The sequence below is a fragment of the Tumebacillus amylolyticus genome, from assembly GCF_016722965.1.
Taxonomy (GTDB): Bacteria; Bacillota; Bacilli; order Tumebacillales; family Tumebacillaceae; genus Tumebacillus; species Tumebacillus amylolyticus.
In genome coordinates, this window is sequence record NZ_JAEQNB010000001.1 from 342,147 (window position 1) to 364,762 (window position 22,616).

Consider the following 22,616-nt stretch of genomic DNA (forward strand, 5'->3'; position numbering starts at 1 on the left):
AGGAATAAAAAAACCCAAGCCAGAGTCGGCTTGGGTTTACTTTATGAGTCTAGTTTACGCCTACAGTGGTCCAGGCGGTTTGCAAAGAAGTTGCATAAATAGAAGTGGGGCCGTACAGCGCGGACACCGCTTGCAAGGTCGCCGCTCGTGCGCCGGAGAAGTTGGTGGAAGAGGTCATATAGTCACGGGAAGCCACGTACCAGACTTTGCCGGCGATGGTGCGGGAGCCGATGGCGGTGGCGAAGTTGTAGAACGCTTTGTTCGGAATGCCGGAGTTGGCGTGTACGCCGCCGTTGTCTGTGAGGGTGTTTACGAAATTCAGCATGCTGTCCGGTTGGCCGTAGAGGGTGGGGATAGCGAGAGAGCGCAATGCATCTCCGGCTGTAGAAGGCGTGAAGACATCCTCCCCGATCTCCCAATCATCGCCGTCGACGACAGAAGCTTGAGCATCGGACCACGATTCGCTGAGAGCACCGGATTGGTTGCTGTAGGTTAAGTTGCAGGTAAATTGGGTAACGGCGTGGGTCAGTTCGTGGGCGACGATGTCTCGAGCGCCGGACAGCGGGAGGTAGTTGATGCCGTCCCCGTCTCCGTACATCATCTCCATTCCGTTCCAGAAAGCGCCGTTGTAATTCGTCGAGTAATGCACGTTTGAATAAATTGGACCACCGGCATTGTCAAAGGAATTGCGTCCGAGGCCCTTGTAATAGTCCCAAACCACGCCGGCGAAGTAGTGGGCATCGACGGCCGCTCGCTGGGGGGAAGCGTCCCAGATGTTGTCGCTGTCCGTCATGTAATAGCCGGTGCTCGTGCCGTTGGAATAGGTGAACGTTTCAATGTCCCCGGTCATGGTTTTGGTGTGGTCTTCTAAATAGTAGGTTCCCGAATAATTGGTGGTGTGCAGGGTCTTGGTATCGCCGAGTACGCCTGTGCCGGTTCCGTTTGCGACGGTCAAATTCTCCAATTCATTGATCGATCGGACGATGGAACCGTCGAGAGCGTTGACAAAAATCAGCCAATTACCGGGGTTCTGTGCATCGTTGTAGGCGAGGTTGACTTTGTAGGTGAGGACTGCGTTGCTGCCCTGCGCGACATAATTGAGCTCGGATGTGGCGGTGCGGGTCAGTGTTCCATGAAAGTCGAGGGAGTTCAGCGCTTTCTCGATCGCTTGTTCTTCGGTCAAAACGGGGGTATCCGTGTTGGGGGTCAGATTGTCGAAATCTCCGGTGACACCCTTCACCGTACCGCTCATTTCATGCACGATCATTTGGTGATCAAAGACCGGAATTCCGTTGAGGGTCTGGTCAACTTTGGTGTGCGCCACGCCGTTTTCGTCTGTATGGGATTCGGTCACATGAAAATGACCGGCCGCTCGTGTGAAGCCGAATTTGGGTCCGACGAGGTCGAGCGCTTGGAGAGCTCGTTGTGCGGCCGTCGAGCCTGAAACTTTGCCCAAGGTGCCGACGACATTGTGTACTTTGCCCGCCTCGTCGCGCAGGGTTTGAACCGTATTGATTTGTGCAGATGCGGAATTCACCAGAACAGACGTGAGCAATGAGGACATGACGAAGATTGAGTAAGTTGACCGTTTCATGATACTGACCCCCTACTTATATTTGGAAGTAATTATATTCATGATACGTCAGTTCTTCATTTAATGTCAATATAATCCCGATAGCAATTAAGCGTTTAGTCCCTTGACATCAAGAAAAAACCCATGACCGAAGTCATGGGTTTTTCCAAAAACTGAGTGGTTATTAGTTTACGCCTACGTTGCTCCAAGCGGTTTTCAGAGCGGTGTAGTAGGAAGAGGTGGAGCCGTAGAGAGCTGCGGTCGCGGACAGGGTAGCTGCGCGAGCGCCGGAGAAGTTGGTGGAAGAGGTCATGTAGTCGCGGGAAGCGGTGTACCAGACCTTACCAGCGATGGTGCGGGAACCGATTGCAGTTGCGAAGTTGTAGAACGCTTTGTTCGGGATACCGGAGTTGGTGTGAACGCCGCCGTTGTCGGAAGTCGTGTTCACGTAGCCGGACATGTTAGCCGGTTGGCCGCCAGCAGCCGGGTTGTCCATGTAGCGAAGAGCGTCGCCGGAGGTAGCCGGGGTGTACACGTCTTCACCGATCATCCAGTCGCCGGAGTCCATTACGCAAGCTTGAGCGTCGGACCAGGATTCGTTCAGAGCGCCGGATTGGTTGGAGTAGGTCAGGTTGGAAGTGGTTTGGGTAACTGCGTGGGTCAATTCATGAGCGTCTACATCGTAGCCGCCGGACAGGGAACGGAAGGTCGAACCGTCGCCATCGCCGTATACCATTTTGCCGCCATCCCAGTATGCGTTGTTGTAGTTGGTGGAGTAGTGAACGGTGGAGACGATTTGTGCACCGTTACCATCGTAGGAGTTACGGCCCAGGCCGTTGTAGTAGTTGTAAACTTGGCCCGCGTAGTAGTGAGCGTCGATTGCAGCCGGGTTGTTCCAAGTGTTGGTGGTGGAGCCGATATCGTAGTAGGAAGAAGAACCGTTTTTGTAGTCGTAGGTTTCGATGTCGGTGCCTTTGTTGGTCAGACCGGTTTTGGTGTGGTCTTCCAGGTAGTAGGAACCGTAGGAGGTGTAGTAGTAGGTGTTAACGGTTTTGGTGTCGCCGAGAACGCCTTTTGCCGAAGCGGTTGCAGCGTTGTCGAAGTCGATTTGGTTGATGGAGTTCACGATGGAACCATCAACTGCGTTGACGAAGATCGCCCAGTTAGCCGGGGTAGCGGAATCGTTGTACGCGATGTTGACTTTGTATGCGAGAACTGCTTTGTTGCCTTGAGCAACGTACATCAGTTCAGCGGTAGCCGGACGCTCCAGTTGACCTTTGAAGCCGGTGAAAGCGGTTGCTTTGTCGATTGCGGAAACGGAGGTCAGAGCAGCTTTGGAAGCGTTCGGGGTCAGAGCTGCGAAGTCGCCGGTTACGCCTTGAACGTCGCCGTTGTTTTCATGAACGATCATTTGGTGATCGAAGACGGTGATGCCGTTGATGACTTGGTCCAACTTGGTGTGAGCCAGGCCGTTTTCATCGTTGTGGGTAGCTTTTACTTTGAAGTTGCCAGCAGCTTTTGCGAAGCCGAAGTCTTTGCCAACGAGGTCGAGAGCAGCCATTGCACGAGTTTCAGCGGTAGCGCCGGAAACTTTGCCGAGGGTACCCATGACGTTGTGGACTTTGCCGCTAGCGTCTTTGAGGGTGGTTTTGTCGGTTACTGCAGCGCCTGCGTTGATTGCGAACGCGGAAGCAACGAGGGAAGACATAACGAGAGTAGTTACGAGTTTTTTGTTCATTTGTGTGACCTCCATTTATTTTTATCTGAACCACTTTTATATGCGGCTCTTGAGCTAAATACTACGGCATATCTGAATAGTGTGTCAACAGGGAACGCAAACTTTTTTGAAAAGATTTTTAAGTGTGACGTTTTTTATTTATAATTTTGGTTTAGCTAAAATAAACGCAAAAAACCCCATGACCGAAGTCACGGGGTTTTGAGTGTCAAGGATTAGTTGACGCCTACGTTGCTCCAAGCGGTTTTCAGAGCGGTGTAGTAGGAAGAGGTGGAGCCGTAGAGAGCTGCGGTCGCGGACAGGGTAGCTGCGCGAGCGCCGGAGAAGTTGGTGGAAGAGGTCATGTAGTCGCGGGAAGCGGTGTACCAGACCTTACCAGCGATGGTGCGGGAACCGATCGCGGTTGCGAAGTTGTAGAACGCTTTGTTCGGGATACCGGAGTTGGTGTGAACGCCGCCGTTGTCGGAAGTCGTGTTCACGTAAGCGGACATGGTGGACGGTTGGCCGCCTGCTTCCGGGTTGTTCATGTAACGAAGAGCGTCGCCGGAGGTACCCGGGGTGTAAACGTCTTCACCGACCATCCAGTCGTTGCCGTCCATTACCGTACCTTGAGCGTCAGACCAGGATTCGTTCAGAGCGCCGGATTGGTTGGAGTAGGTCAGGTTGGAAGTGGTTTCGGTGACTGCGTGGGTCAACTCGTGACCAACAACGTCGAGTGCGCCGGACAAGGAACGGAAGGTTACGCCGTCGCCATCGCCGTATACCATTTCAGCGCCATCCCAGTATGCGTTGTTGTAGCCGGAAGAGTAGTGGGTGTAGGAGTAGATCGCTGCGCCTGCGCCGTTGTAGGAAGTGCGGCCCAGACCTTTGTAGTAGTCATATACAACGCCAGCGTAGTAGTGAGCGTCAACGCCCGCTTTTTGAGTGGAGGAGTTCCACACGTTGTCAGCGTCTTGGTAGTAGTAACCGGTAGAAGTACCGTTTTTCATGTCGTAGGTTTCGATCGTGCCACGGGTGTGGTCGGTCATTTGGTAGGTAGAGCCGGTGTTGATGGTTTTGATCGACTTGGAGTCGCCCAGAACGCCGGTACCGGTACCAACGGTGTTGGTGTAGTTTTCGATCGTGTTGACCGAAGAGATAACGGAACCGTCAACTGCGTTTACGAGAACTTCGTAACGGCCCGGTTGTGCTGCATCCATGAATGCAACTTCAACTTTGTATGCGAGAACTGCTTTGTTGCCGTCAGCAACGTAGGTCAGTTCAGCGACTGCCGGACGGGACAGGTTGCCGGTGAAGCCGGTGGAAGCAACTGCTTTGTCAGAAGCTTGAACGCCGGTGATGACAGCTTTGGAAGCGGTCGGGGTCAGCGCTGCGAAGTCGCCGGTTACGCCTTGAACGACGCCGTTCGCTTCGTGAACGATCATTTCGTGGTTGAGAACTTTGATGCCGTTGATGATTTGGCTGACTTTGGTGTGAGCCAGGCCGTTTTCATCGTTGTGGGATTCTTTTACTTTGAAGTTGCCAGCAGCTTTTGCGAAGCCGAAGTCTTTGCCTACGAGATCGAGAGCTGCCATAGCGCGAGCTTCAGCGGTAGCGCCGGAAACTTTGCCGAGTTGGCCAGCAACGGTGTGAACTTTGCCGTTTTCGTCTTTGAGGGTAGACTTGTCAGCCGGTGCAGCGCCTGCGGAAACTGCGAATGCGGATGCAACGAGGGAAGACATTACCAAAGTAGTGATGAGCTTCTTGTTCATTCGAGAAGTACCTCCCGTTTATCTGTTTTGTCAGACGATTCTGTCGTCTGCAAAAACATCGTACAATGGAGTCCAGTTCTTTGTCAACGCAAAATTAAAAAAACTTTGAAAAAATACAGCACTTTGCTTCTAGCGATTAATACGAAAGAATTCAAGTAAATAATAAAATCCGCCACATTTCGTGACGGACTGGAAGTTTTCGACAGGTTTCATCCTCTTTTGCCAGAGAAAAAACACGATTTTTATGTAGTTTGGAATGATTTTTGTCTCCCGGTTTGTTTGAAGAGCTTCTGTGGCGATACTGGAAAGGATACTCGTATTGTAAAGGGGGAATGTGTCGAGTATGAGTCGACCTCATAAATGGAATCTTGAAGACCCTGAAATTCGGCACATGATTGAGCGTTTAAAGTTTGAGATCGCCCAAGAATACGGGATCAACATCCCCCTCGACGGCTACTGGGGTCGGGTGGCCTCCAAGGACCTCGGCACGATCGGCGCCCAGCTGCAAAAACGGCTCCCTTTGCTCTTGGAGCACCAAAAACGAACGAAGAGCGAGAAGAAACGAGTTCGAAAAAAGCCCTGAGAACTTCTTGTCGAGCCTTGTTGAATCTTGAAAAAAGAGCTAAAGGCGCCGAAATTTATGGATAAAAAAGAGGAGTTTCGAGGGCATGTTTCGTAAGTAAAAGAGGTGTTTAGGGAAAAAGGGAGGGAATACGCCGTGCTACATACTGTCCAAAAAAACCGTGAGGCGTATCTGCCGTTGTTGTTGTTGGCCGACCCGTCGGAAGAGATGGTACGCCGCTACCTGTCGGAGGGCGAGTTGTTTTCGTGGCTCACTTCGGAGGGGGAGACTGTCGGAGTTCTTCATCTGACGGATGGGGAAACCGGAGTGGTCGAGGTGCGCAACATCGCCGTCCGGGAGCAATACCAAGGTCAGGGACATGGTCGCGCGTTGCTCGAATCGATTCTAAAACTTTTGCGCGAGCGCGGAGGCGTGGACAAGGTCGTCGTCCGCACCGGCAATTCCAGCATCGGGAACCTCGCGTTTTATCAGAAGGTAGGCTTTCGGATCATGGCGATCGACCACGATTATTTCATCCGTGAATATGCGAACCCGATTATTGAAGACGGCATTCGATGCCGAGATCAGTTGTTGTTGGCCCGCAGCCTTTAGGGCAAGGGTCTTTTTTTTTGAAATGAAGTGCCGGAAATTCGGCGTAGCAGGTGCCTACATTTCGGCAGCTTGGGAAAAGGGGGATGGACATGGATCGGGAGACGCGCGAAACGGTGGAGATGCTCAACGCCATCCTCGCTTCGATTGACGAGGGCATTCATGCGGTGGACCGCAAGGGGAACACCATTTATTACAACAGGGCGGCGGCGAGGTTGGACGGTCTCGACCCGCAAGAGGTCATCGGGCGGCATGTGTTGGAAGTGTTTCCGTCCTTGGAGGCGGGAACTTCGACGCTGTTGAGAGTCATCGAGACGGGGCAACGCATCCCGGATTCGCCGCAGACCTACACGACTTCGCGGGGGACGAAAGTTCACACCGTCAACACGACGTTGCCGATCCTCTCCGGCGGGAAGTTGATCGGGGCGCTCGAAGTCGCCAAAGACCTCACTCGTTTGAAAGAAGTGAACGAAAAGTTGATCGACCTGCAAGCGCAGGTCGTAGGCGTCCCCAAGGGTCATGCGAGAAAACGCAGTCCGTTGGAAGCCCGCTGGACGTTCGATCAGATTTTGACGCGCGACCGTTCGATGCTCTTATTGAAGGAACTGGCGGCGAGAGCGGCGGGAACTTCGTCGCCTGTGCTGCTTTCGGGGGAGACGGGAACGGGCAAGGAGTTGTTCGTGCAGTCGATTCACAACGCGTCGCCGCGTCGGAACAAGCCGTTCATCGCCCAAAACTGTGCGGCGTTGCCCGCTTCCCTGTTGGAAGGGTTGCTGTTTGGGACGGTCAAGGGGTCTTTCACGGGAGCGGAGAATCGTCCGGGGCTGTTTGAGTTGGCGGACGGCGGGACGCTTTTTCTCGATGAGATCAATTCGATGCCGATGGAGTTGCAAGCCAAGCTCTTGCGCGTGTTGCAAGAGGGGCTGGTGCGACGGGTCGGGGATTCGAAAGTGATCGAAGTCGATGTGCGAATTCTCGCCGCGACCAACCAGAATCCGTTGCAAGCGATTGAAGCGGGAATGTTGCGCTCCGACTTGTACTACCGCTTGAACGTCGTCTCGTTGCATCTGCCCCGCTTGGCCGAGCGGCGGTCAGACATCCCGCTGCTTGCAATGGCATTTCTGGAAAAGTTCAACGCGGCGTTTGGCAAGCGCGTCGTCGAGTTGACGTCCGATGTGCAGGACCGCTTCTTGGCGTATGATTGGCCGGGCAACGTGCGGGAGTTGGAGCATGCGATTGAAGGGGCGATGAACTTGGTCGAGGGAGATCGGATCGAGCGAGAGCATCTGCCGTGGTCGTTGCAACATGCGACGCTCGGCTGGGAGGCCGATCTCCCGGCGACGGGTGGAGTGGGTGTTTCCTCGCTGTCTTTGGAAGGTCCGGTGCGGCCGTTGCGGGAGACGATGGAGCGGGTCGAGCAAGAGTTGATTCGGATGGCGATGGAGCAGACGAACGGCAACATTCAACAGGCGGCCAAGTTGCTGCAGGTGCCGCGTCAGACGTTGCAGTACCGCTTGGGCAAGCAATCGAAATCGTAAGAGTGCCGGAATTTCGGCACTTGGTGAACCGACAAGGAACGACCGTTTGGCAGGAAAAACGCCTGCCGAGCGGTCGTTTTTTTCTTTTTCAGAAGATTGGTACAAAGTTGGCACGGGAATTGCAACGGTTAGAGGGCAGACACAAACGACGCGAGGAGGATCGCCTGATATGAAGCAAGGAAATCGCTACGGCCTGCACCGTGTCCTCGAACCTGTAGGCACGATGCCGCAACCGGCATGGCGGATCGACAATACGATGGACCTGTACTCCAATGAAATTCTGCTCGACGTGGAGACGTTGAACATCGACTCGGCTTCTTTCGTTCAGATCAAAGAAGCTGAGTCGGGCGACCAGGAGCGCATCGGTGAACATATGAAAAAAATCGTCGCCGAGCGCGGCAAACACCACAATCCGGTGACCGGTTCGGGCGGCATGTTGATCGGAACCGTTCGAGCGGTAGGCGTTGAGTTGGCAGGACACATCGATCTGCAACCGGGCGACCGGATCGCCACGCTGGTCTCGCTTTCCCTGACACCGTTGACGATCGACGAAATCACGCATATGGATGTCAAAACGGGCCAAGTGAGCATCAAGGGGCAAGCGATTTTGTTTGAATCGGGATTGTACGCGAAACTTCCGGAGGGAATCCCGGATCGCATCGCACTCGCCGTGCTCGATGTGTGCGGCGCACCGGCCCAAACGGAGAAGCTCGTGCAAGAGGGCCACACGGTGGTCGTGCTCGGCGCCGGTGGCAAAAGCGGCACGATGGTGCTCTGCCAAGCGCGCAAATCGGCAGGTCCGACCGGCAAGATCATCGCCGTCGAGTACGGGGAAGCGGGCTGTGAACGCCTGCGCGAACTGGGATGGGCAGATGAGGTGCTGAACCTCGACTGCACGAAACCGGTCGACGTGCTTCAAGCCGTGGAAAAAGCGACCTCAGGCCGGATGGCCGATGTCACGATCAACTGCGTGAATATCCCGAACACGGAGATGGCGTCGATTCTCGCAACCAAGGACGAAGGCACCGTGTATTTCTTCTCGATGGCGACGTCGTTTACGGCGGCGGCACTTGGAGCAGAGGGCGTGGGCAAGGACGTCCAGATGATCATCGGCAACGGCTACACGAAAGGCCACGCCGAGATGTCGCTGAACCTCCTGCGTGAATCGGAACAACTACAAGCGATCTTTGAAGCCAAATATCAATAGAGGGGGACTTACCCAATGAGCATTCTCGAACCGACCCAAGAGCGTCTGCCGCAACATTTTTACGGGAAACAAAAACGCCACTTCCGCGACATTTCGCTGTGGAAGGACGTCACCAACGACCAATGGAACGACTGGATGTGGCAGTTGACCCATACGATCAACGATGCGGAAGCGCTGGGCCAAGTCATCAACTTGACCGAGTCTGAGAAATTCGGCATCGAGAACATCAAGTTGTCGATTCCGCTGCGCATCACCCCGTACTACGCGATGATGATGGACCCGGACGACCCGGAATGCCCGGTCCGACTGCAAGCTGCTCCGAAATCGGATGAGATGACCCGCGCACCGTGGGATATGGAAGACCCGCTGCACGAAGACGAAGACGCTCCGGCACCGGGACTTACGCACCGCTATCCGGACCGCGTGCTGTTCCTGATCACCAACCAATGCTCGATGTATTGCCGTCATTGTACGCGCCGTCGTTTCTCCGGCCAAGTCGGGCACTCGGTTCCGAAACCGCAACTCGACGCGGCGATCGACTACATCCGCCGCACGCCGCAAATTCGCGACGTCCTGCTCTCCGGCGGGGACGGCCTGCTCGTCAATGACAAAACGCTCGAATACATCATCTCGAACTTGCGTGCCATTCCGCATGTGGAAATTATCCGCATCGGCACCCGTGCGCCGGTCGTGTTCCCGCAACGCATCACCGACAACTTGGTCAACATGCTGAAAAAATACCATCCGGTCTGGATCAACACGCACTTCAACCATCCGGATGAGCTGACTCCGGAAGCGATCGCGTCTTGCCACAAGATTGCAGACGCAGGCATTCCGCTTGGCAACCAAACGGTCCTCATGCGCGGTGTCAACGACTGCGCGCACATCATGAAAAAACTGATGCACGACCTCGTGTACAACCGCGTGCGTCCGTACTACATCTACCAGTGCGACCTCTCCGAAGGCATCCAGCATTTCCGCACCACCGTTTCGAAAGGTCTGGAAATTATGGAGCAACTTCGCGGCCACACGTCGGGCTATGCGGTACCGACGTTCGTCGTCGACGCACCGGGCGGCGGCGGGAAGATCCCGGTCATGCCGAATTACGTTTTGTCGCAAGGGCATTCCAAAGTGGTTCTGCGCAACTTCGAAGGCGTCATCTCGGTCTACCACGAACCGACCTACGAAGACAAAGGGTGCCCGCCGACCTGCACGCACGATCACAGCACCGACAATGAAATCGGGATCGCGCGCCTCTTGAACGACAAGCAACTGTCTCTGGAGCCGAAGGGTCTGAAACGCCGTCGTCCGAAGGAGCAGGAGAGCTTGCAAGAGACCGCTTCTGCGCTTGAGACGATCAACGACCACCTGTTGCTCCAAAGCGACGAGGAGTAAAATGCTGTACCGGGCGATTGAAGAGGCGGGAGTCCGCCGCGTCGCCATCGTCGGCATCGCCAAACATGCCGGAAAAACGACCGCGATGAACAGTTTGATCTCGCAGGCTCAAGCCACCGGACGCCGTCTGGGCATCGTGTCCATCGGTGTTGATGGAGAGCGTCGCGATGCGATCATGGGGGTGCCGAAGCCGGATGTGTACGTCCCGGTCGGCGCCCTCGTGGCGTCTGCGGGGGATGTGATGAACGAAGGCAGCGCTGTACTGAGCGTCGTCGGGCGGACGGGATTCTCGTCAACGCTTGGCGATGTGTATCTGGCACGAGTTGAGCGTGCGGGAACGGTGTTGCTCGCGGGCGTGCGGTATGCGGCGCAAGTCGAGGCGGTGTTGCGCCAGATGGAGGAACTCGGAGCGGACTTGTGTTTCGTAGACGGGGCCTTTGATCGGATGATGGCGGCAACGCCAGCGTTGACAGAGGGCGTAGTGCTGGCGACGGGCGCTGTTGTGGCGTCGACGGTGGAGGAAGTGGCACGCAGAAGTGCGTTTTTCGTACAGCGGTTTGCGTTGCCTGTTGCGGACGACAGCGTTGGAAAGTTGCTGGATGTGGCGACGGAGCGCGGGGGTCTGGTCGTGGGATGCGCAACCGATGTCGAGGACGAGTGGGAGCCGGTGCTGCTTGAGCAGAAGTCGTCCTTTGTCGCGAACCCGTTGAGCGACCCGAACTGGCCTGGCGCAGAGCAAGCTCGCGTGCTGGCGGTTTCGGGGGCGGTGACGGATCGTCTGCTTGGAATGCTGGAAGGCTTGCCTCGCGGTTTTACGGTGGTGTTGCCGGATGCCACGCACTTTTTTGTCGGGTCTCAGGCGTGGAGGAAGTTTTTGCGTCGGGGGCACGGGGTGGTCGTCAGGCAGGGAGTCAAACTGATCGGACTGACGGTGAACCCGCACTCGATTTCCGGATATGACTTGCCGCGCTCTACGTTGCTTACGGCGGTGAAGGACGCGGTGGGTGCGGAATTGCTTGTGGTCGATGTGCAAGGAGAGGAGGCGTAGCGGTGTTCTGGGATGAGACGACGAAGCAGGCGATGGGCTGGGCAGAGGTCTGGGGATTGTTTCAGACCCTTTCCAAGCCGGGTCAACGGATGCGACGAAGTGTGCGTCCGTTTTTTCCGGAGGAGGAGGGAACTTGGCAAGAGGCGATGCGGGATTGGCAAGTTCTGCGAACGCTCTCGGACGACGAGGCGAAGAGCTGTCGCGAGGCGTTGGTGAAGTTGCCCGATGTGTTGTCTGTGCTGAACTTGATCTCTCAACGAGCAGGTGTGCGCGTGGTGGATCTGTTTGATCTCAAGCAGTTGCTGTGGCACGCTCGTGAGTTGGATTCTCTGCTGGACGGCTTTGGATTTGCTTGGTGGCCTCGTCTCGATTGGGATGCTTTGCTGCGCCTGCTGAATCCGCGCGGGGAGTTGGCGCCTTCGTTTTCGCTTGGCGATGTGGGAGATGGGGAGCTGGATGCGTTGCAAGAGAAGTTGCAACGTGTGGAAGCCGCGATCTTTGCCGTCAAAAAAGAGCAGACCGATCGTCTGCGCGCCGCGTTTGGGAAAGCACCGACCCGTGACGGGTTGTACGTGTTCGATAAAAAACAAGGAAATCTCGAACATGAAGACTTGCGTTTGCAAGGAGTCAATCTGTTCGAGGCCGTATTTGTTGTGATAGAACCTCCGCAAGTGCGCGAGTTGCAAGGTGTGCGCGAGGAGGTCTTGGTGCAGATCGAAGATCGGGAAGCTGTCGTGCTGGCGGAGGTTGTCTCTGCTCTGGTCCCACACGTGGAGGACTTGGAAAAAGCGTACGATGCTTGCGGGCGACTCGATTGGGCGTTTGCCAAGGCGGCGGTTGCCGATCAATGGGGAGCTTGTGCTGCCGAGTGGCAGCAGGCAAATGCAGACGAAGACGTACTCGCGAAGTCCGACAGCTCTGATTCCCAACTGGGCTGGTGGGTTCGAAACGGCTGGCATCCTACCGCACGCTCCGGCGTAGAGTCTCGCGGCGGGGCCTATACGCTGTTGAACTTGAGCTTGTCTCCGGGTGTGGGGCTGATCACCGGTCCGAACATGGGCGGCAAGACGGTGGTTTTGAAAACGCTCGGCTTGCTCCAAGCCCTCGCTCAGCACGCCTTGCCCGTTCCGGCGGAGGCATTTCGCTTCGTTCCCGTTGCTCGCATCGGGTGGTCGGGCGGCGACGAGCAGAGTCTGGTCAGCGGGTTGAGCTCGTTTGGCGCCGAGATGCAGCGCCTCGCGAGCTTGCTCCGCGAATCGAGCCCTGCCTTGCTTTTGCTCGACGAAGTGGCGCGGACCACCAACCCGCAAGAGGGGGAGGAGTTGGCGGTGGGCCTCGCCGAGTATTTGATACGGAGCGCCCACACGGCGCTTTTTGCCTCGCACTTCCCCGGTGTAACGCAGGTTCTCGGCTTGCAAGGGTTTCGCGTGGCGGGCCTGCGCTCCGAGGTGTGGGCACGATGGGAGAGCGACGGCGCGACTCCCGACCCGGACTCCCTGTTGACAGACTTGCAACAGGCGATGGACTACCGGCTTCTCCCCGCACAGGGCCAAGAAGTACCGCGCGACGCTTGGCGGATCGCGCGCCTTTTCGGCTTGCCGGAGGAGATCATTCGAAAGGAGGGCCCTTGAGCCCATGAGCAAACTCTATCTGGACCCGAACTTGATCGACCGGGCCCGCACGGCGGCGTCTGACATTGCCGATTCGTTGCAGTCCTTTATCTTAGAGCGTACCACCGTTGCCGTGGAGCGCACCGTTTTGCGTCTGTACGGGATGGACGGCGTGGATGCGGACTATGTGCCGCTGCCAAACGTCGTCGTGGACCATTTAAAAGAAGGGGGCCTGTTGGAGCACGGCGCGGCGAAGTTTGTGCTGAACGCGGTGATTCAGAAGGGCATGACCCTTCAAGAAATCGGCGAAGCAGTTGCGGACGGCACGTTGAACCTCTGCGAACTCCCGCTTGCTTCTCCTGAAGAAATTCGGAAAAAAGGTCTCGAACTCGCCACGGCGAGCCTCGACCTCATCCGCGCCAACCGAGCGAAGCGTGACGAATATCTCGCGCGCCTCGGCGAAGGTCCGCAACCGTATCTCTACGTGATCGTGGCGACGGGCAACATTTACGAAGACGTGGTGCAAGCCAAAGCGGCGGCGCGTCAAGGGGCGGACATCATCGCCGTCATCCGTTCGACGGGGCAATCGCTGATCGACTATGTGCCGTACGGAGCGACCACGGAGGGCTTCGGCGGGACGTATGCGACGCAGGAGAACTTTAAAGTCATGCGGGCTGCACTCGACGAAGTGGGCGAAGAAGTCGGGCGCTATATCCGACTGTGTAACTATTGCTCGGGTCTGTGCATGCCGGAGATTGCGGCGATGGGGGCGATTGAACGCCTCGATGTGATGCTCAATGACGCGCTGTACGGCATCTTGTTCCGAGACATCAACATGCAGCGGACGATGGTTGACCAGAACTTCTCGCGGATGATCAACTCGTTTGCGGGAGTCATCATCAACACGGGCGAGGACAACTACTTGACGACCGCCGATGCGGTGGAGCAGGCGCCGTCGGTGTTGGCTTCGCAGTTCATCAATGAGCAATTGGCGCTTCGCTCCGGTCTGCCGGAAGAGCAGATGGGGCTGGGTCATGCGTTTGAGATGAGCCCGGACTTGGAGGACGGCTTCCTGTTGGAGTTGTCGCAAGCGCAGATGGCCCGCGAGATTTTCCCTCGTGCGCCGCTGAAGTACATGCCGCCGACGAAACATATGACCGGGAACATTTTTAAAGGGCATGTGCAAGATACGCTGTTCAACATGGTGGGCGTCATGACGAACCAAGGCATTCAGTTGCTTGGGATGATGACGGAAGCGATTCACACGCCGTTGATCCACGACCGCCACATCGCGATTGAAGGGGCCAAGTATGTGTTCAAGAACATGCGCAACTTCAGTGAAGAGATCGAGTACAAGCGGGACGGCAAGATCGTGGCGCGGGCACAGAACGTGCTGACCGATGCGGCGGGCAAGTTGGAAGAAATCCGCGACATCGGGATGCTCGAAGCGATCTCTCGCGGGATGTTTGCAGACGTCAAGCGCACGATGACGGGCGGCAAAGGTCTGCATGGCGTGTTCATGCGGGCTGAGGATTATTGGAATCCGTTTGAAGACTTGCTGCGGGCGGAGTTGGGATTGGAGGCGATGGTACGATGAGCGAAGCGGCACGTTATGAACCGTGGAAGAACCGCGACATGACGCAGGTGCGTCCGTATGGCGATACATTCGACGACGGCGTGGTGCAGTTGTCGTTCTCGTTGCCAGTCCCGCCCGGTGAGGAAGCGGCAGAAGCGGCGAGGCAGTTGGTGACGCAGATGGGCTTGTTTGAGCCGGCTGTGACGCACCAACACGATCTGGGCGAGGACTTTACGTTCGTGGTCTTGTATGCGAAGACGAAGGCCGCGGTGGACTTCACCAAGATCAAAGTGGCGAAAGTCGATTCGCCGCGCATGTCGTTCTACGAGATCAACGAGTTCATCAAGGAACAGTTCGGGCGCAAGATCACGATCATCGGCGCATGTACGGGCACAGACGCGCACACGGTCGGGATTGATGCGATCATGAACATGAAGGGCTACAACGGGGAGTACGGCTTGGAGCGCTATCCGATGATCGACGCCTACAACCTCGGGGCGCAGGTGGAGAACGAAGAGATGGTGGCGAAGGCCATCGAGTTAAAAGCAGACGCCATCCTCGTCTCGCAAGTCGTTACGCAAAAGGACGTCCACATCCCGAACCTCGCGCAACTGGTCGAACTATTAGAAGCGGAAGGTCTCCGTGAAAAACTGATCCTCATCTGCGGCGGTCCTCGTCTCGGCCATGAACTCGCCCTGGAACTGGGCTACGACGCCGGGTTTGGGCCGGGGACTCTGGCACCGGATGTCGCGAGTTATGTGGTGCAAGAGATGATGAAGCGTGGTTTGAAGTAACGAGTTCCCGCAAAAAAAGGCTCCTGACACACGGTGTGTCAGGAGCCTTTTTTCAAGAACTATTTCAACAGGTACTTCGCGAGGTCGTCGAGCATGAGGTTGGCAGCGCGGACGCCGCCGGCGGTGTTCCAGATGGTGTCGTCGACTTTGTAGGCTTTGCCGGATTTGACGACGTTGAGGTTTTTGAAGAGAGGGTCGTTGGTCCATTCTTGCTCCAACTTCGTCGCTTGGCCGTTGCCGGTTTCGTAGGTGAAGTAGAACATGATGTCGCCTTCCATGTCCGGAATGCGTTCCTTGGTCACGTCGTCGGAGAAACCGTCGTTGTTTTGCTTCGCGGGACGCGCGAGGCCGAGGTCTTTGAAGATGATCCCTGCAAACGTGTTGTTGTAGTAGATGCGCGCTTTGCCCGGCATGAAACGGACGAGCGAAATCTGGTTTTTCAACTTGTCGCCCGCTTTGGCTTTGAGGTCGGCGACTTTTTTGTCGTAATCAGCGAGGACTTTGTCCCCTTCTGCTTTTTTGTTCAGAGCTTCTGCATAGAGTGTAAAGTTGACTTTCCAGTTGCCGCGCAAGTCGGTGGAGAACACCGTCGGTGCAATCGCGCTGAGTTGTTCGTAGATCTTCTCATGACGCATCTTGTTGCCGATGATCAGGTCCGGTTGCAGAGCGGCAATTGCTTCGAGGTTCGGTTGCCCTTCGTCCCCGACGACCGTGACGCCCTGCATGTCGCTTGCGATGTGCGGATACCACGGGTCGCCGACCCAAGACTTGACGGCGCCGACCGGTTTCACGCCGAGTGCAAGCAGAGCTTCGGTGCCTTCGTTGGTGAGGATGACGACTTTTTTCGGGTCGCCTTTGATCGTCGTTTCGCCCATTGCGTGCTTGATTGTACGCGTGGTTTCCGTCGAGCCGGACGGCTTGGTGGTGTCGGTGGATGCCTCATCCTTGGCAGCGCTGCCACAGCCGACCATGATCATGCAGAAAGCGAGCAAGAATGCGAGAAAACGGAAGCCCAACCCTTTTTTCGGACTGTATGTACCTTGTGTCATATTTGAAAATACCTCCCTAGTCACTGATAATGATTATCATTCACATGCTCATCTTAAAATCCCTCGTCAAATCTGTCAAGGGGTTGAGAACGGGAACAGAGGAAGCGAGGTTGCCGGTTTATGATTCATTTATTGAAGCGAAGTTCGTGGAAGTGGGGCGTGCTCGTCGCGGGGATTTTTTTGTTGGGAGGCGCGATGCTGGCAAGCGTGTTGTGGGGCGTCGTCGACACCACGTGGGCGATGCTGGTCGCGTCCTATACACAGCCTGATTCGTCTCAGGCGCAGATTATCATCCGCGATGTGCGGATTCCGCGTGCGTTGATCGCCGCCGCCATCGGGGGTAGCCTCGGGCTGTCGGGGATGTTGATGCAGGTGTTGATGCGCAATCCGCTCGCCGACCCGGGGATTTTCGGGTTGAACGCGGGGGCGGCTTTTTTTGTGGTGCTGGCAATGACGGTGTTTCAAGTGTCATCTCTTGGCGAACTGACGTGGGTGGCGTTTCTCGGGTCGGCGCTCAGCGGAGCGGTGGTCTACGGCTTGGGCTCGATGGGCCGCGACGGGTTGACGCCGATGAAATTGACGCTGGCAGGGGCTGCGATCATGGCGCTTTTTTCTTCGCTCATGCACGGGCTTTTGATTGTGAACCAGAGGGCGATGGAAGATGTGCTGTTCTGGCTTGCAGGGTCTGTCGCCGGGCGCAAATTGGAACTTTTGACGAGTTTATTGCCGTATCTCCTCGTCGGCTGGGTCGGGTCGTTCTTGATCGCGGCGCAGTTGAACACGCTGACGCTTGGTGAGGACGTGGCAAAAAGTTTAGGGCAGAAAACCGTATTCGTAAAATTGCTCGCGGCCCTGTTCGTGGTCTTGCTCGCAGGCGGTTCGGTCGCCGTGTGCGGACCGATTGGCTTCATCGGGCTGGTCATTCCGCATCTGGCGCGCGCGCTCGTCGGGCAAGACATGCGGTGGGGCATGGCGTATGCGATGCTTCTGGGGGCGTTGTTGCTGGTGGCCGCCGATGTTGCGGCGCGGTTCATCGCGATGCCCAAGGAAGTGCCGCTTGGCGTGATGACGGCGTTGATCGGGGTTCCGTTCTTTATCTATGTGGCACGAAAGGGGATTACGCGTTCATGAAACAGCAAGTGCAGGTACGCAACCGGCGTTTTTCCTTTCTCGTGGAACGGAAATCTCTCGTGGTTTTGTTGGCGCTGTTGATTTTGACGTTTGCGGTGGTGGTCGTTTCGACGGGGGTCGGGCAAGTGCAGATCTCGCCGCTGCGGGTGTTGAATGTGTTTTTGGGCGACGGGACGAAGCAGGAGCAGTTGATTGTCCATGACTTCCGTTTGCCCAGAACGTTGCTGTCGGTTTTGGTCGGGGTGGCGTTGGCGGTGTCGGGCGCGATCTTGCAAGGCATTCTGCGCAACCCGTTGGCGTCTCCCGATGTGATCGGGGTCACGGGCGGAGCTTCGGTCGCGGCGGTGCTGGTGTTGACCGTTTTTGAAGGGGTCAGCATCTCGTGGCTTCCGGTGGCGGCGATGCTTGGGGCGATTCTGGTGACGGCGCTCGTGTATGTGTTTTCGTGGAGTCGAGGCATTGCACCGCTTCGCTTGGTGCTGGTCGGGGTCGGAGTTGGAGCGGCGATGACTGCGCTTACGACGATGATGGTCGTGATGTCGCCGATGTATCTGACCGCACGGGCGGTGACGTGGATGGCAGGGAGCGTCTACGGGGCTTCGTGGGGCAATGTGTTCACGATGACGCCGTGGGTGGTTCTGTTCGTGGTGCTGGCGATGTTCTTGAGCCGCTCGATGAACGCTCAGCAGATGGGCGATGAAGTGGCGACCGGGATCGGGAATCCGGTGCAGCGGGACCGTTTGCTGTTGCTCGTCGTCTGTTGTGCGCTGGCCGGGTCGGCTGTGGCCGCCGGGGGCGCGATTGGATTTGTCGGATTGCTTGCCCCGCATATCTCGCGAAAATTGGTCGGGCCGGGGGCGGGCGTTTTGCTCCCGGTGTCCGGTTTGGTCGGGGCGTTGATCGTGCTGGTTTCGGATTTGATTGCCCGGACGGCGTTTGCGCCGCTTGATCTGCCGGTGGGGATCTTCACCGCATCGGTGGGGGCACCGTTTTTCATCTACTTGCTGTACAAGAATCGCAATTCATAGGGAGGAGGGTACCCACATGAGTAACTTGCAAACGCGCGACCTCTCCATTTCGTATGGAAAGACCCGCATCGTCGAAGGGATGAATCTGGAGATTCCGGAGGGAAAAATCACGGTGTTCATCGGGAGCAACGGGTCGGGCAAGTCCACGTTGTTGCGCTCGATGGCCCGTCTGTTGAACCCGGAGTCGGGAGCGATTCTGTTGGACGGTCATTCGATTCAAAAAATGCCGACCAAGCAAGTGGCCGCCAAATTGTCGATCCTGCCCCAAGGGCCGGTGGCACCGGAAGGCTTGACGGTACGGCAGTTGGTGAAACAAGGTCGCTACCCGCACCAGAGCTGGTTGCAGCAATGGTCGGAAGAAGACGAGCGCATGGTGCAATCGGCGTTGGAAGCGACAGGGATTGCCCAGTTGGCAGATCAGGCGGTGGATGCACTGTCCGGCGGGCAACGGCAACGGGCTTGGATTGCGATGTCGCTCGCCCAAGGGACCGAGATTCTGTTGCTCGACGAGCCGACGACGTATCTCGATATGACGCACCAGATTGAGGTGCTTGATATCTTGCAGGAACTGAATGAGAACGAGGGACGGACGGTTGTGATGGTGCTGCACGATTTGAATTTGTCCTGTCGCTATGCGGATCACATCGTGGCGATCAAAAAAGGCTCCGTGTACGCCGAGGGCAGCCCGGAGGACATCATCACGCCGGAGTTGGTGCGGGATGTTTTTAATATGGAATCGACGATCATCCGCGACCCGCTGTATGGAACTCCGATGTGTGTACCGTTTAGCCGTACTTTGAAGGCCGATTGCCGGGGCGGGCATTTGTTGAAGATGTAGAGGAGCTTGGTTTTGGATGGGACCTGTTTTACGAGCAATCATGCGTTATGTAGGGTATGTCGTCCTGATGGGGGCGATTGCAGTTGTGTTCACGCTTCTCCTTTTTGCTCTCCATTTCACTTCGATTCTCATCCCAGACCAGAATTCGGTCGCATGGAGTAATTTCCATGTCGTAGAGGACGTTTTCAAAACCAGTCCGTTCATCGGCGTATTCCTCGCGACGCGCTCATTGTTCGGGCGCATCGCGGCGGGTCTCGTCTTGACGTACTTCTGGATCTGGCCGGTCGTACATTGGTATTGGATCGGGGCCCCGCAATAGAATGAAAAAAGCTCACAGCCGCACATGCGGAGGTGAGCTTTTTTCGAATGCGCGTCTTGGGGCATACCATACATATGGAGTAGGGTTCGAACCCAAAAAGGAGGCCCGGCATCCATGTTCAACCGCGTGTACGAGAGCTGTCTCGCGTTTTGCAAGCGTCTTAGGGCGCGGGTGCTCGGCTTCTCCAATGCGGCGGAAGTTCGCCAAATTCGCCGCCGACTTCAAGACTGTTTGGATAAAGGCCCGCAGGTAGTCCCCGACCCTGCCACACTCACGGCGGAAGACCGTGAATTGTACGAGCGCATCCGTTCGGAGACCGATCGGCTCAACCGCAACAACGTAACGCGCACGCAAGCCTATTGGGAGTACTACAAGCGGGTTCCCGAACTGCACTGGGCTTTGCTTGCGCACATGGTCTCCCGCAACGGCGGGTACAACATGACCGACCTGCGCGGGGATTTGCTTTCTCGCGTGTTGGAGGGAGAGGAAGCGGAGCGTTTTTTTCAATTTCTGGAGCGGGCGAATTTCTTGATCTTCGGAGATGCGTACCCGCAGTTGTTGCTCTATGAAGCGAGCCGTGACGCAGGGCGGCCGCTTTTTCACCTGTTGCCGTACTTTGGGGTTTCGCAGTTTGCAGGTCTTGTGTGGGAGCGTTTCTGGGAGACGAACGATTCGGAGTTGCTGACGATGGCGCTCGTCGTGAACGAGCAGAATTACATCGAGCAACGCGTCGTCCGCAATCCCAAGTACCGCCCGGTGATCCGCTCGTTTGAATTTGCGGCGCAGACGCTTTTGAACTTGACGCAGGTGGTGTTCCCGTTTGACAGTTCGACGCAGAAGCCTGACGTACAGCTCGCAGGCGTGACGGTGGCGACGTTTCTCTCATTGACGGAGCGAATCGACACGGGGCGGCGGTTGTATGCGATTTTGTTCGGGCGGTCGGAGGTCTACGAGGGGGTCATGTCTTGGGCGGAGCGCACGCCGCACACGGCTTCGAGGATGGATTATTGGCCTCATCTGTACGCCAATCAAGCTACGGAGCGACCCGTTGAACGGTATCGACCACGGATCAACGGCCTTTTTTTGAAAAAAGGAGCCTCGCCGTTCCACTCGCCCTCCTTAGAGGATGTTTGGCCCGATGTCCGCGACCCCGAACCGGCAGGCGGGCACGACTGGTGCGGGAGCGCGGAGGCGGCGGAAGAGCTGTTCGGAACACGCCCTGCGAATGACTTCAACTTGACCGTCGCGTATGGAAAAACGCTCGCGCTCCTCGAAAAAGCGGTCGCCGCCGAAACGTGGTGGGACGAGGAGAAAAAGAACCGCGACTAATGAAAAACCCTCATCGGCACAGGGACCGGGTGAGGGTTTTTTTGGCATCATCGGGGTTCCAGCAAGTACGAAAACGGGTGCTCGAACAATTTCATCGCCCGCCGACGAAGCTCCGGCGCTGAGATCTCGGCCAGGCACGAAGCAAACATACGCGAAAATGCTTCATGATTCGCGCAGTTCTCGTCATCCTGTTCGCGCAGAACCGTCGCGGCTTGGTCGGCGAACGCGAGCAGACGACTTTGGACGAGGGAGTTGCGGTCGCCCGCCTCTGTTTCCAGAAAGCCGCGCAGTTCGGCGATGCGGTACAGAGAGTCCCGCCACTTCCAGCGCTGTTGGTTGCGTCGGCGCCGGGTTGCATCGAGTTCGGGGAGCGTTTCGGAGGACAGCAGGGTAACTGCGTCTGTCCATGCGTCGGGGTGGAGGCATTCTTGGAATTTTTGCAGACAGTAGGTTTCGTGCGGCAACAGTTCGATGACGGCGCGGTAGGAGGGGATGCGGTTGCGGAGCGCCGCTTTTTTCGCCCAAGAGGCGTGCGTTTTCTGATCGTGGAGGCTGCGGGCGAAAGGCTCGCGGAGGATTTCGATCTCCTCGTCGGGCAGTTCGTGCAGGGCGAGGAGATGACGTTTGAGGCGGTTGTTTGGGAGGTGGCAGTCCTCGTCCTCGGCTCTGAGCACAAAATGCTTGCGGTAGAGTGCGAGCGAGCGGCGGCTGACGGGGGTGTGCAGATTCTGCATCACTTCGTAGCGAAATCGCCCGTACTCCGGGCAGGACGAGTGTGCGAGATACGAGTCTCGGATCAAATGAAGATCGGCGCGCACCGCCATGATCTCGGACTGAATCAGTTCGTCCAGGCAGGAAATCGAAGTCTCCATATGGGTAAAAGCGGTCGCATCCTCAGCCGAACTCTCACCCAGCACACGCGGGTAGAGGTCGTGAAACAGCATGACCTGCGCCATCGAATGGTGGAAGTTTTGCAGGTGGGGTTGGACCTCGGGGGACAGCGTAATCCCCGCGTTGTAACTTTGAACCCAGATCGCTTGGTAAGTGGGCGAGAGCAGGAGCGCGGCAGAATGGTTCGGAATTCGCAGAGGGCGGTTGAAAAACGACGCATGCGTCTCCTCTTGCAACGACAACCACGTCATGCCAATCGCCAAAGATTGATACAGTTCGAATTCTCCGATGCGGGCGGCGTCGAGGGTGAAGCGATGGAGGGCGTGGAGGCAACTCGTCTTGGAGTCGGGGTCAAAGTCGTAGGAGGCGTGGAAGGTTTCAAGCGCGAGGGTAAAATCGTCCGAACTCACAGCGAGCAAGACGTTCAGGCCATCCACCCCAAGGTCGCGGCCGATCTCATTCTCAAAAAAGCGGTCGGGGTCTGCAGCGAGGGCGCGCAGAGTTTCGTAATGAGGAAGCAGGTCTGTGCGGTTGTGGAGCATGGAGGGGACACCCTTTCCGTAGTTTACTCAATGAAGGTAACCTATGGGGGAAATCCAAGAGCTATTCCTCCGAGTGCGTAGAGAGCAAATT

At 56.6% G+C, this 22,616-nt stretch carries 19 protein-coding genes; 14 read left to right on the plus strand and 5 right to left on the minus strand.

Annotated elements, in window-relative coordinates:
• Positions 1-49: 49 nt before the first annotated feature.
• The 3 genes from JJB07_RS01660 to JJB07_RS01670 form a co-directional block, all read right to left on the minus strand.
• A complete protein-coding gene (locus JJB07_RS01660) occupies positions 50-1,594 on the minus strand; it encodes a M4 family metallopeptidase (protein WP_201630577.1) in 1,545 nt (514 codons plus the stop codon).
• A 163-nt stretch (positions 1,595-1,757) separates the two neighbouring features.
• The gene (locus JJB07_RS01665; protein ID WP_201630579.1) at positions 1,758-3,311 is read right to left on the minus strand and encodes a M4 family metallopeptidase; all 1,554 of its coding nucleotides are present in this window, start codon (positions 3,309-3,311) and stop codon (positions 1,758-1,760) included.
• A gap of 212 nt (positions 3,312-3,523) precedes the next feature.
• Positions 3,524-5,059, minus strand: a complete 1,536-nt coding sequence (locus JJB07_RS01670; RefSeq protein ID WP_201630581.1) for a M4 family metallopeptidase — start codon at positions 5,057-5,059, stop codon at positions 3,524-3,526.
• A gap of 343 nt (positions 5,060-5,402) precedes the next feature.
• On the opposite strand from JJB07_RS01670, the gene JJB07_RS01675 reads away from it, so the two are divergent.
• From JJB07_RS01675 to kamE, 9 genes are all read left to right on the plus strand, one after another.
• Complete coding sequence (locus JJB07_RS01675) at positions 5,403-5,642, plus strand: alpha/beta-type small acid-soluble spore protein (protein WP_201630583.1); 240 nt, start codon at positions 5,403-5,405, stop codon at positions 5,640-5,642.
• Between the two features lie 135 nt (positions 5,643-5,777).
• Positions 5,778-6,233 (plus strand): GNAT family N-acetyltransferase, encoded by a 456-nt coding sequence (locus tag JJB07_RS01680; RefSeq protein WP_347338305.1) that lies wholly within the window; start codon positions 5,778-5,780, stop codon positions 6,231-6,233.
• A gap of 89 nt (positions 6,234-6,322) precedes the next feature.
• A complete protein-coding gene (locus tag JJB07_RS01685) occupies positions 6,323-7,768 on the plus strand; it encodes a sigma-54 interaction domain-containing protein (RefSeq protein WP_201630585.1) in 1,446 nt (481 codons plus the stop codon).
• A 169-nt stretch (positions 7,769-7,937) separates the two neighbouring features.
• Positions 7,938-8,975, plus strand: coding sequence for an L-erythro-3,5-diaminohexanoate dehydrogenase (gene kdd, locus JJB07_RS01690; protein WP_201630586.1), 1,038 nt, complete (start codon positions 7,938-7,940; stop codon positions 8,973-8,975).
• Positions 8,976-8,990: 15 nt separating this feature from the next.
• The gene (gene kamA, locus JJB07_RS01695; protein ID WP_201630587.1) at positions 8,991-10,370 is read left to right on the plus strand and encodes a lysine 2,3-aminomutase; all 1,380 of its coding nucleotides are present in this window, start codon (positions 8,991-8,993) and stop codon (positions 10,368-10,370) included.
• A gap of 1 nt (position 10,371) precedes the next feature.
• Positions 10,372-11,418: a lysine 5,6-aminomutase reactivase subunit KamB gene (gene kamB, locus JJB07_RS01700; protein ID WP_201630588.1), complete on the plus strand. Its 1,047-nt coding sequence runs from the start codon at positions 10,372-10,374 to the stop codon at positions 11,416-11,418.
• A gap of 2 nt (positions 11,419-11,420) precedes the next feature.
• A complete protein-coding gene (gene kamC / locus JJB07_RS24155; RefSeq protein WP_201630589.1) occupies positions 11,421-13,049 on the plus strand; it encodes a lysine 5,6-aminomutase reactivase ATPase KamC in 1,629 nt (542 codons plus the stop codon).
• A gap of 4 nt (positions 13,050-13,053) precedes the next feature.
• A complete protein-coding gene (kamD, locus tag JJB07_RS01710) occupies positions 13,054-14,625 on the plus strand; it encodes a lysine 5,6-aminomutase subunit alpha (protein WP_201630590.1) in 1,572 nt (523 codons plus the stop codon).
• Positions 14,622-15,398: a lysine 5,6-aminomutase subunit beta gene (gene kamE, locus JJB07_RS01715; RefSeq protein WP_201630592.1), complete on the plus strand. Its 777-nt coding sequence runs from the start codon at positions 14,622-14,624 to the stop codon at positions 15,396-15,398. The genes kamD and kamE overlap by 4 nt, the downstream gene beginning before the upstream one ends.
• A gap of 59 nt (positions 15,399-15,457) precedes the next feature.
• On the opposite strand, the gene JJB07_RS01720 is transcribed toward kamE, so the two are convergent.
• Positions 15,458-16,447 carry an ABC transporter substrate-binding protein gene (locus JJB07_RS01720; protein WP_201630594.1) on the minus strand — a complete coding sequence of 330 codons (990 nt, stop codon included), beginning with the start codon at positions 16,445-16,447 and terminating at the stop codon, positions 15,458-15,460.
• A 120-nt stretch (positions 16,448-16,567) separates the two neighbouring features.
• On the opposite strand from JJB07_RS01720, the gene JJB07_RS01725 reads away from it, so the two are divergent.
• The 5 genes from JJB07_RS01725 (at position 16,568) to JJB07_RS01745 (ending at position 21,092) form a co-directional block, all read left to right on the plus strand.
• Positions 16,568-17,578: a FecCD family ABC transporter permease gene (locus JJB07_RS01725; RefSeq protein ID WP_201630596.1), complete on the plus strand. Its 1,011-nt coding sequence runs from the start codon at positions 16,568-16,570 to the stop codon at positions 17,576-17,578.
• Complete coding sequence (locus JJB07_RS01730) at positions 17,575-18,606, plus strand: FecCD family ABC transporter permease (protein ID WP_201630598.1); 1,032 nt, start codon at positions 17,575-17,577, stop codon at positions 18,604-18,606. Before JJB07_RS01725 ends, JJB07_RS01730 begins: the two co-directional genes overlap by 4 nt.
• 16 nt (positions 18,607-18,622) lie before the next feature.
• Positions 18,623-19,444: an ABC transporter ATP-binding protein gene (locus tag JJB07_RS01735; RefSeq protein WP_201630600.1), complete on the plus strand. Its 822-nt coding sequence runs from the start codon at positions 18,623-18,625 to the stop codon at positions 19,442-19,444.
• 16 nt (positions 19,445-19,460) lie between these two features.
• Positions 19,461-19,763: a hypothetical protein gene (locus JJB07_RS01740; protein WP_201630602.1), complete on the plus strand. Its 303-nt coding sequence runs from the start codon at positions 19,461-19,463 to the stop codon at positions 19,761-19,763.
• Between the two features lie 114 nt (positions 19,764-19,877).
• Entirely contained in the window at positions 19,878-21,092 is a 1,215-nt protein-coding gene (locus JJB07_RS01745; RefSeq protein WP_201630604.1) for a DUF2515 family protein, read from the plus strand.
• 47 nt (positions 21,093-21,139) lie between these two features.
• On the opposite strand, the gene JJB07_RS01750 is transcribed toward JJB07_RS01745, so the two are convergent.
• Positions 21,140-22,525 carry a hypothetical protein gene (locus JJB07_RS01750; protein ID WP_201630606.1) on the minus strand — a complete coding sequence of 462 codons (1,386 nt, stop codon included), beginning with the start codon at positions 22,523-22,525 and terminating at the stop codon, positions 21,140-21,142.
• Positions 22,526-22,616: the final 91 nt, after the last annotated feature.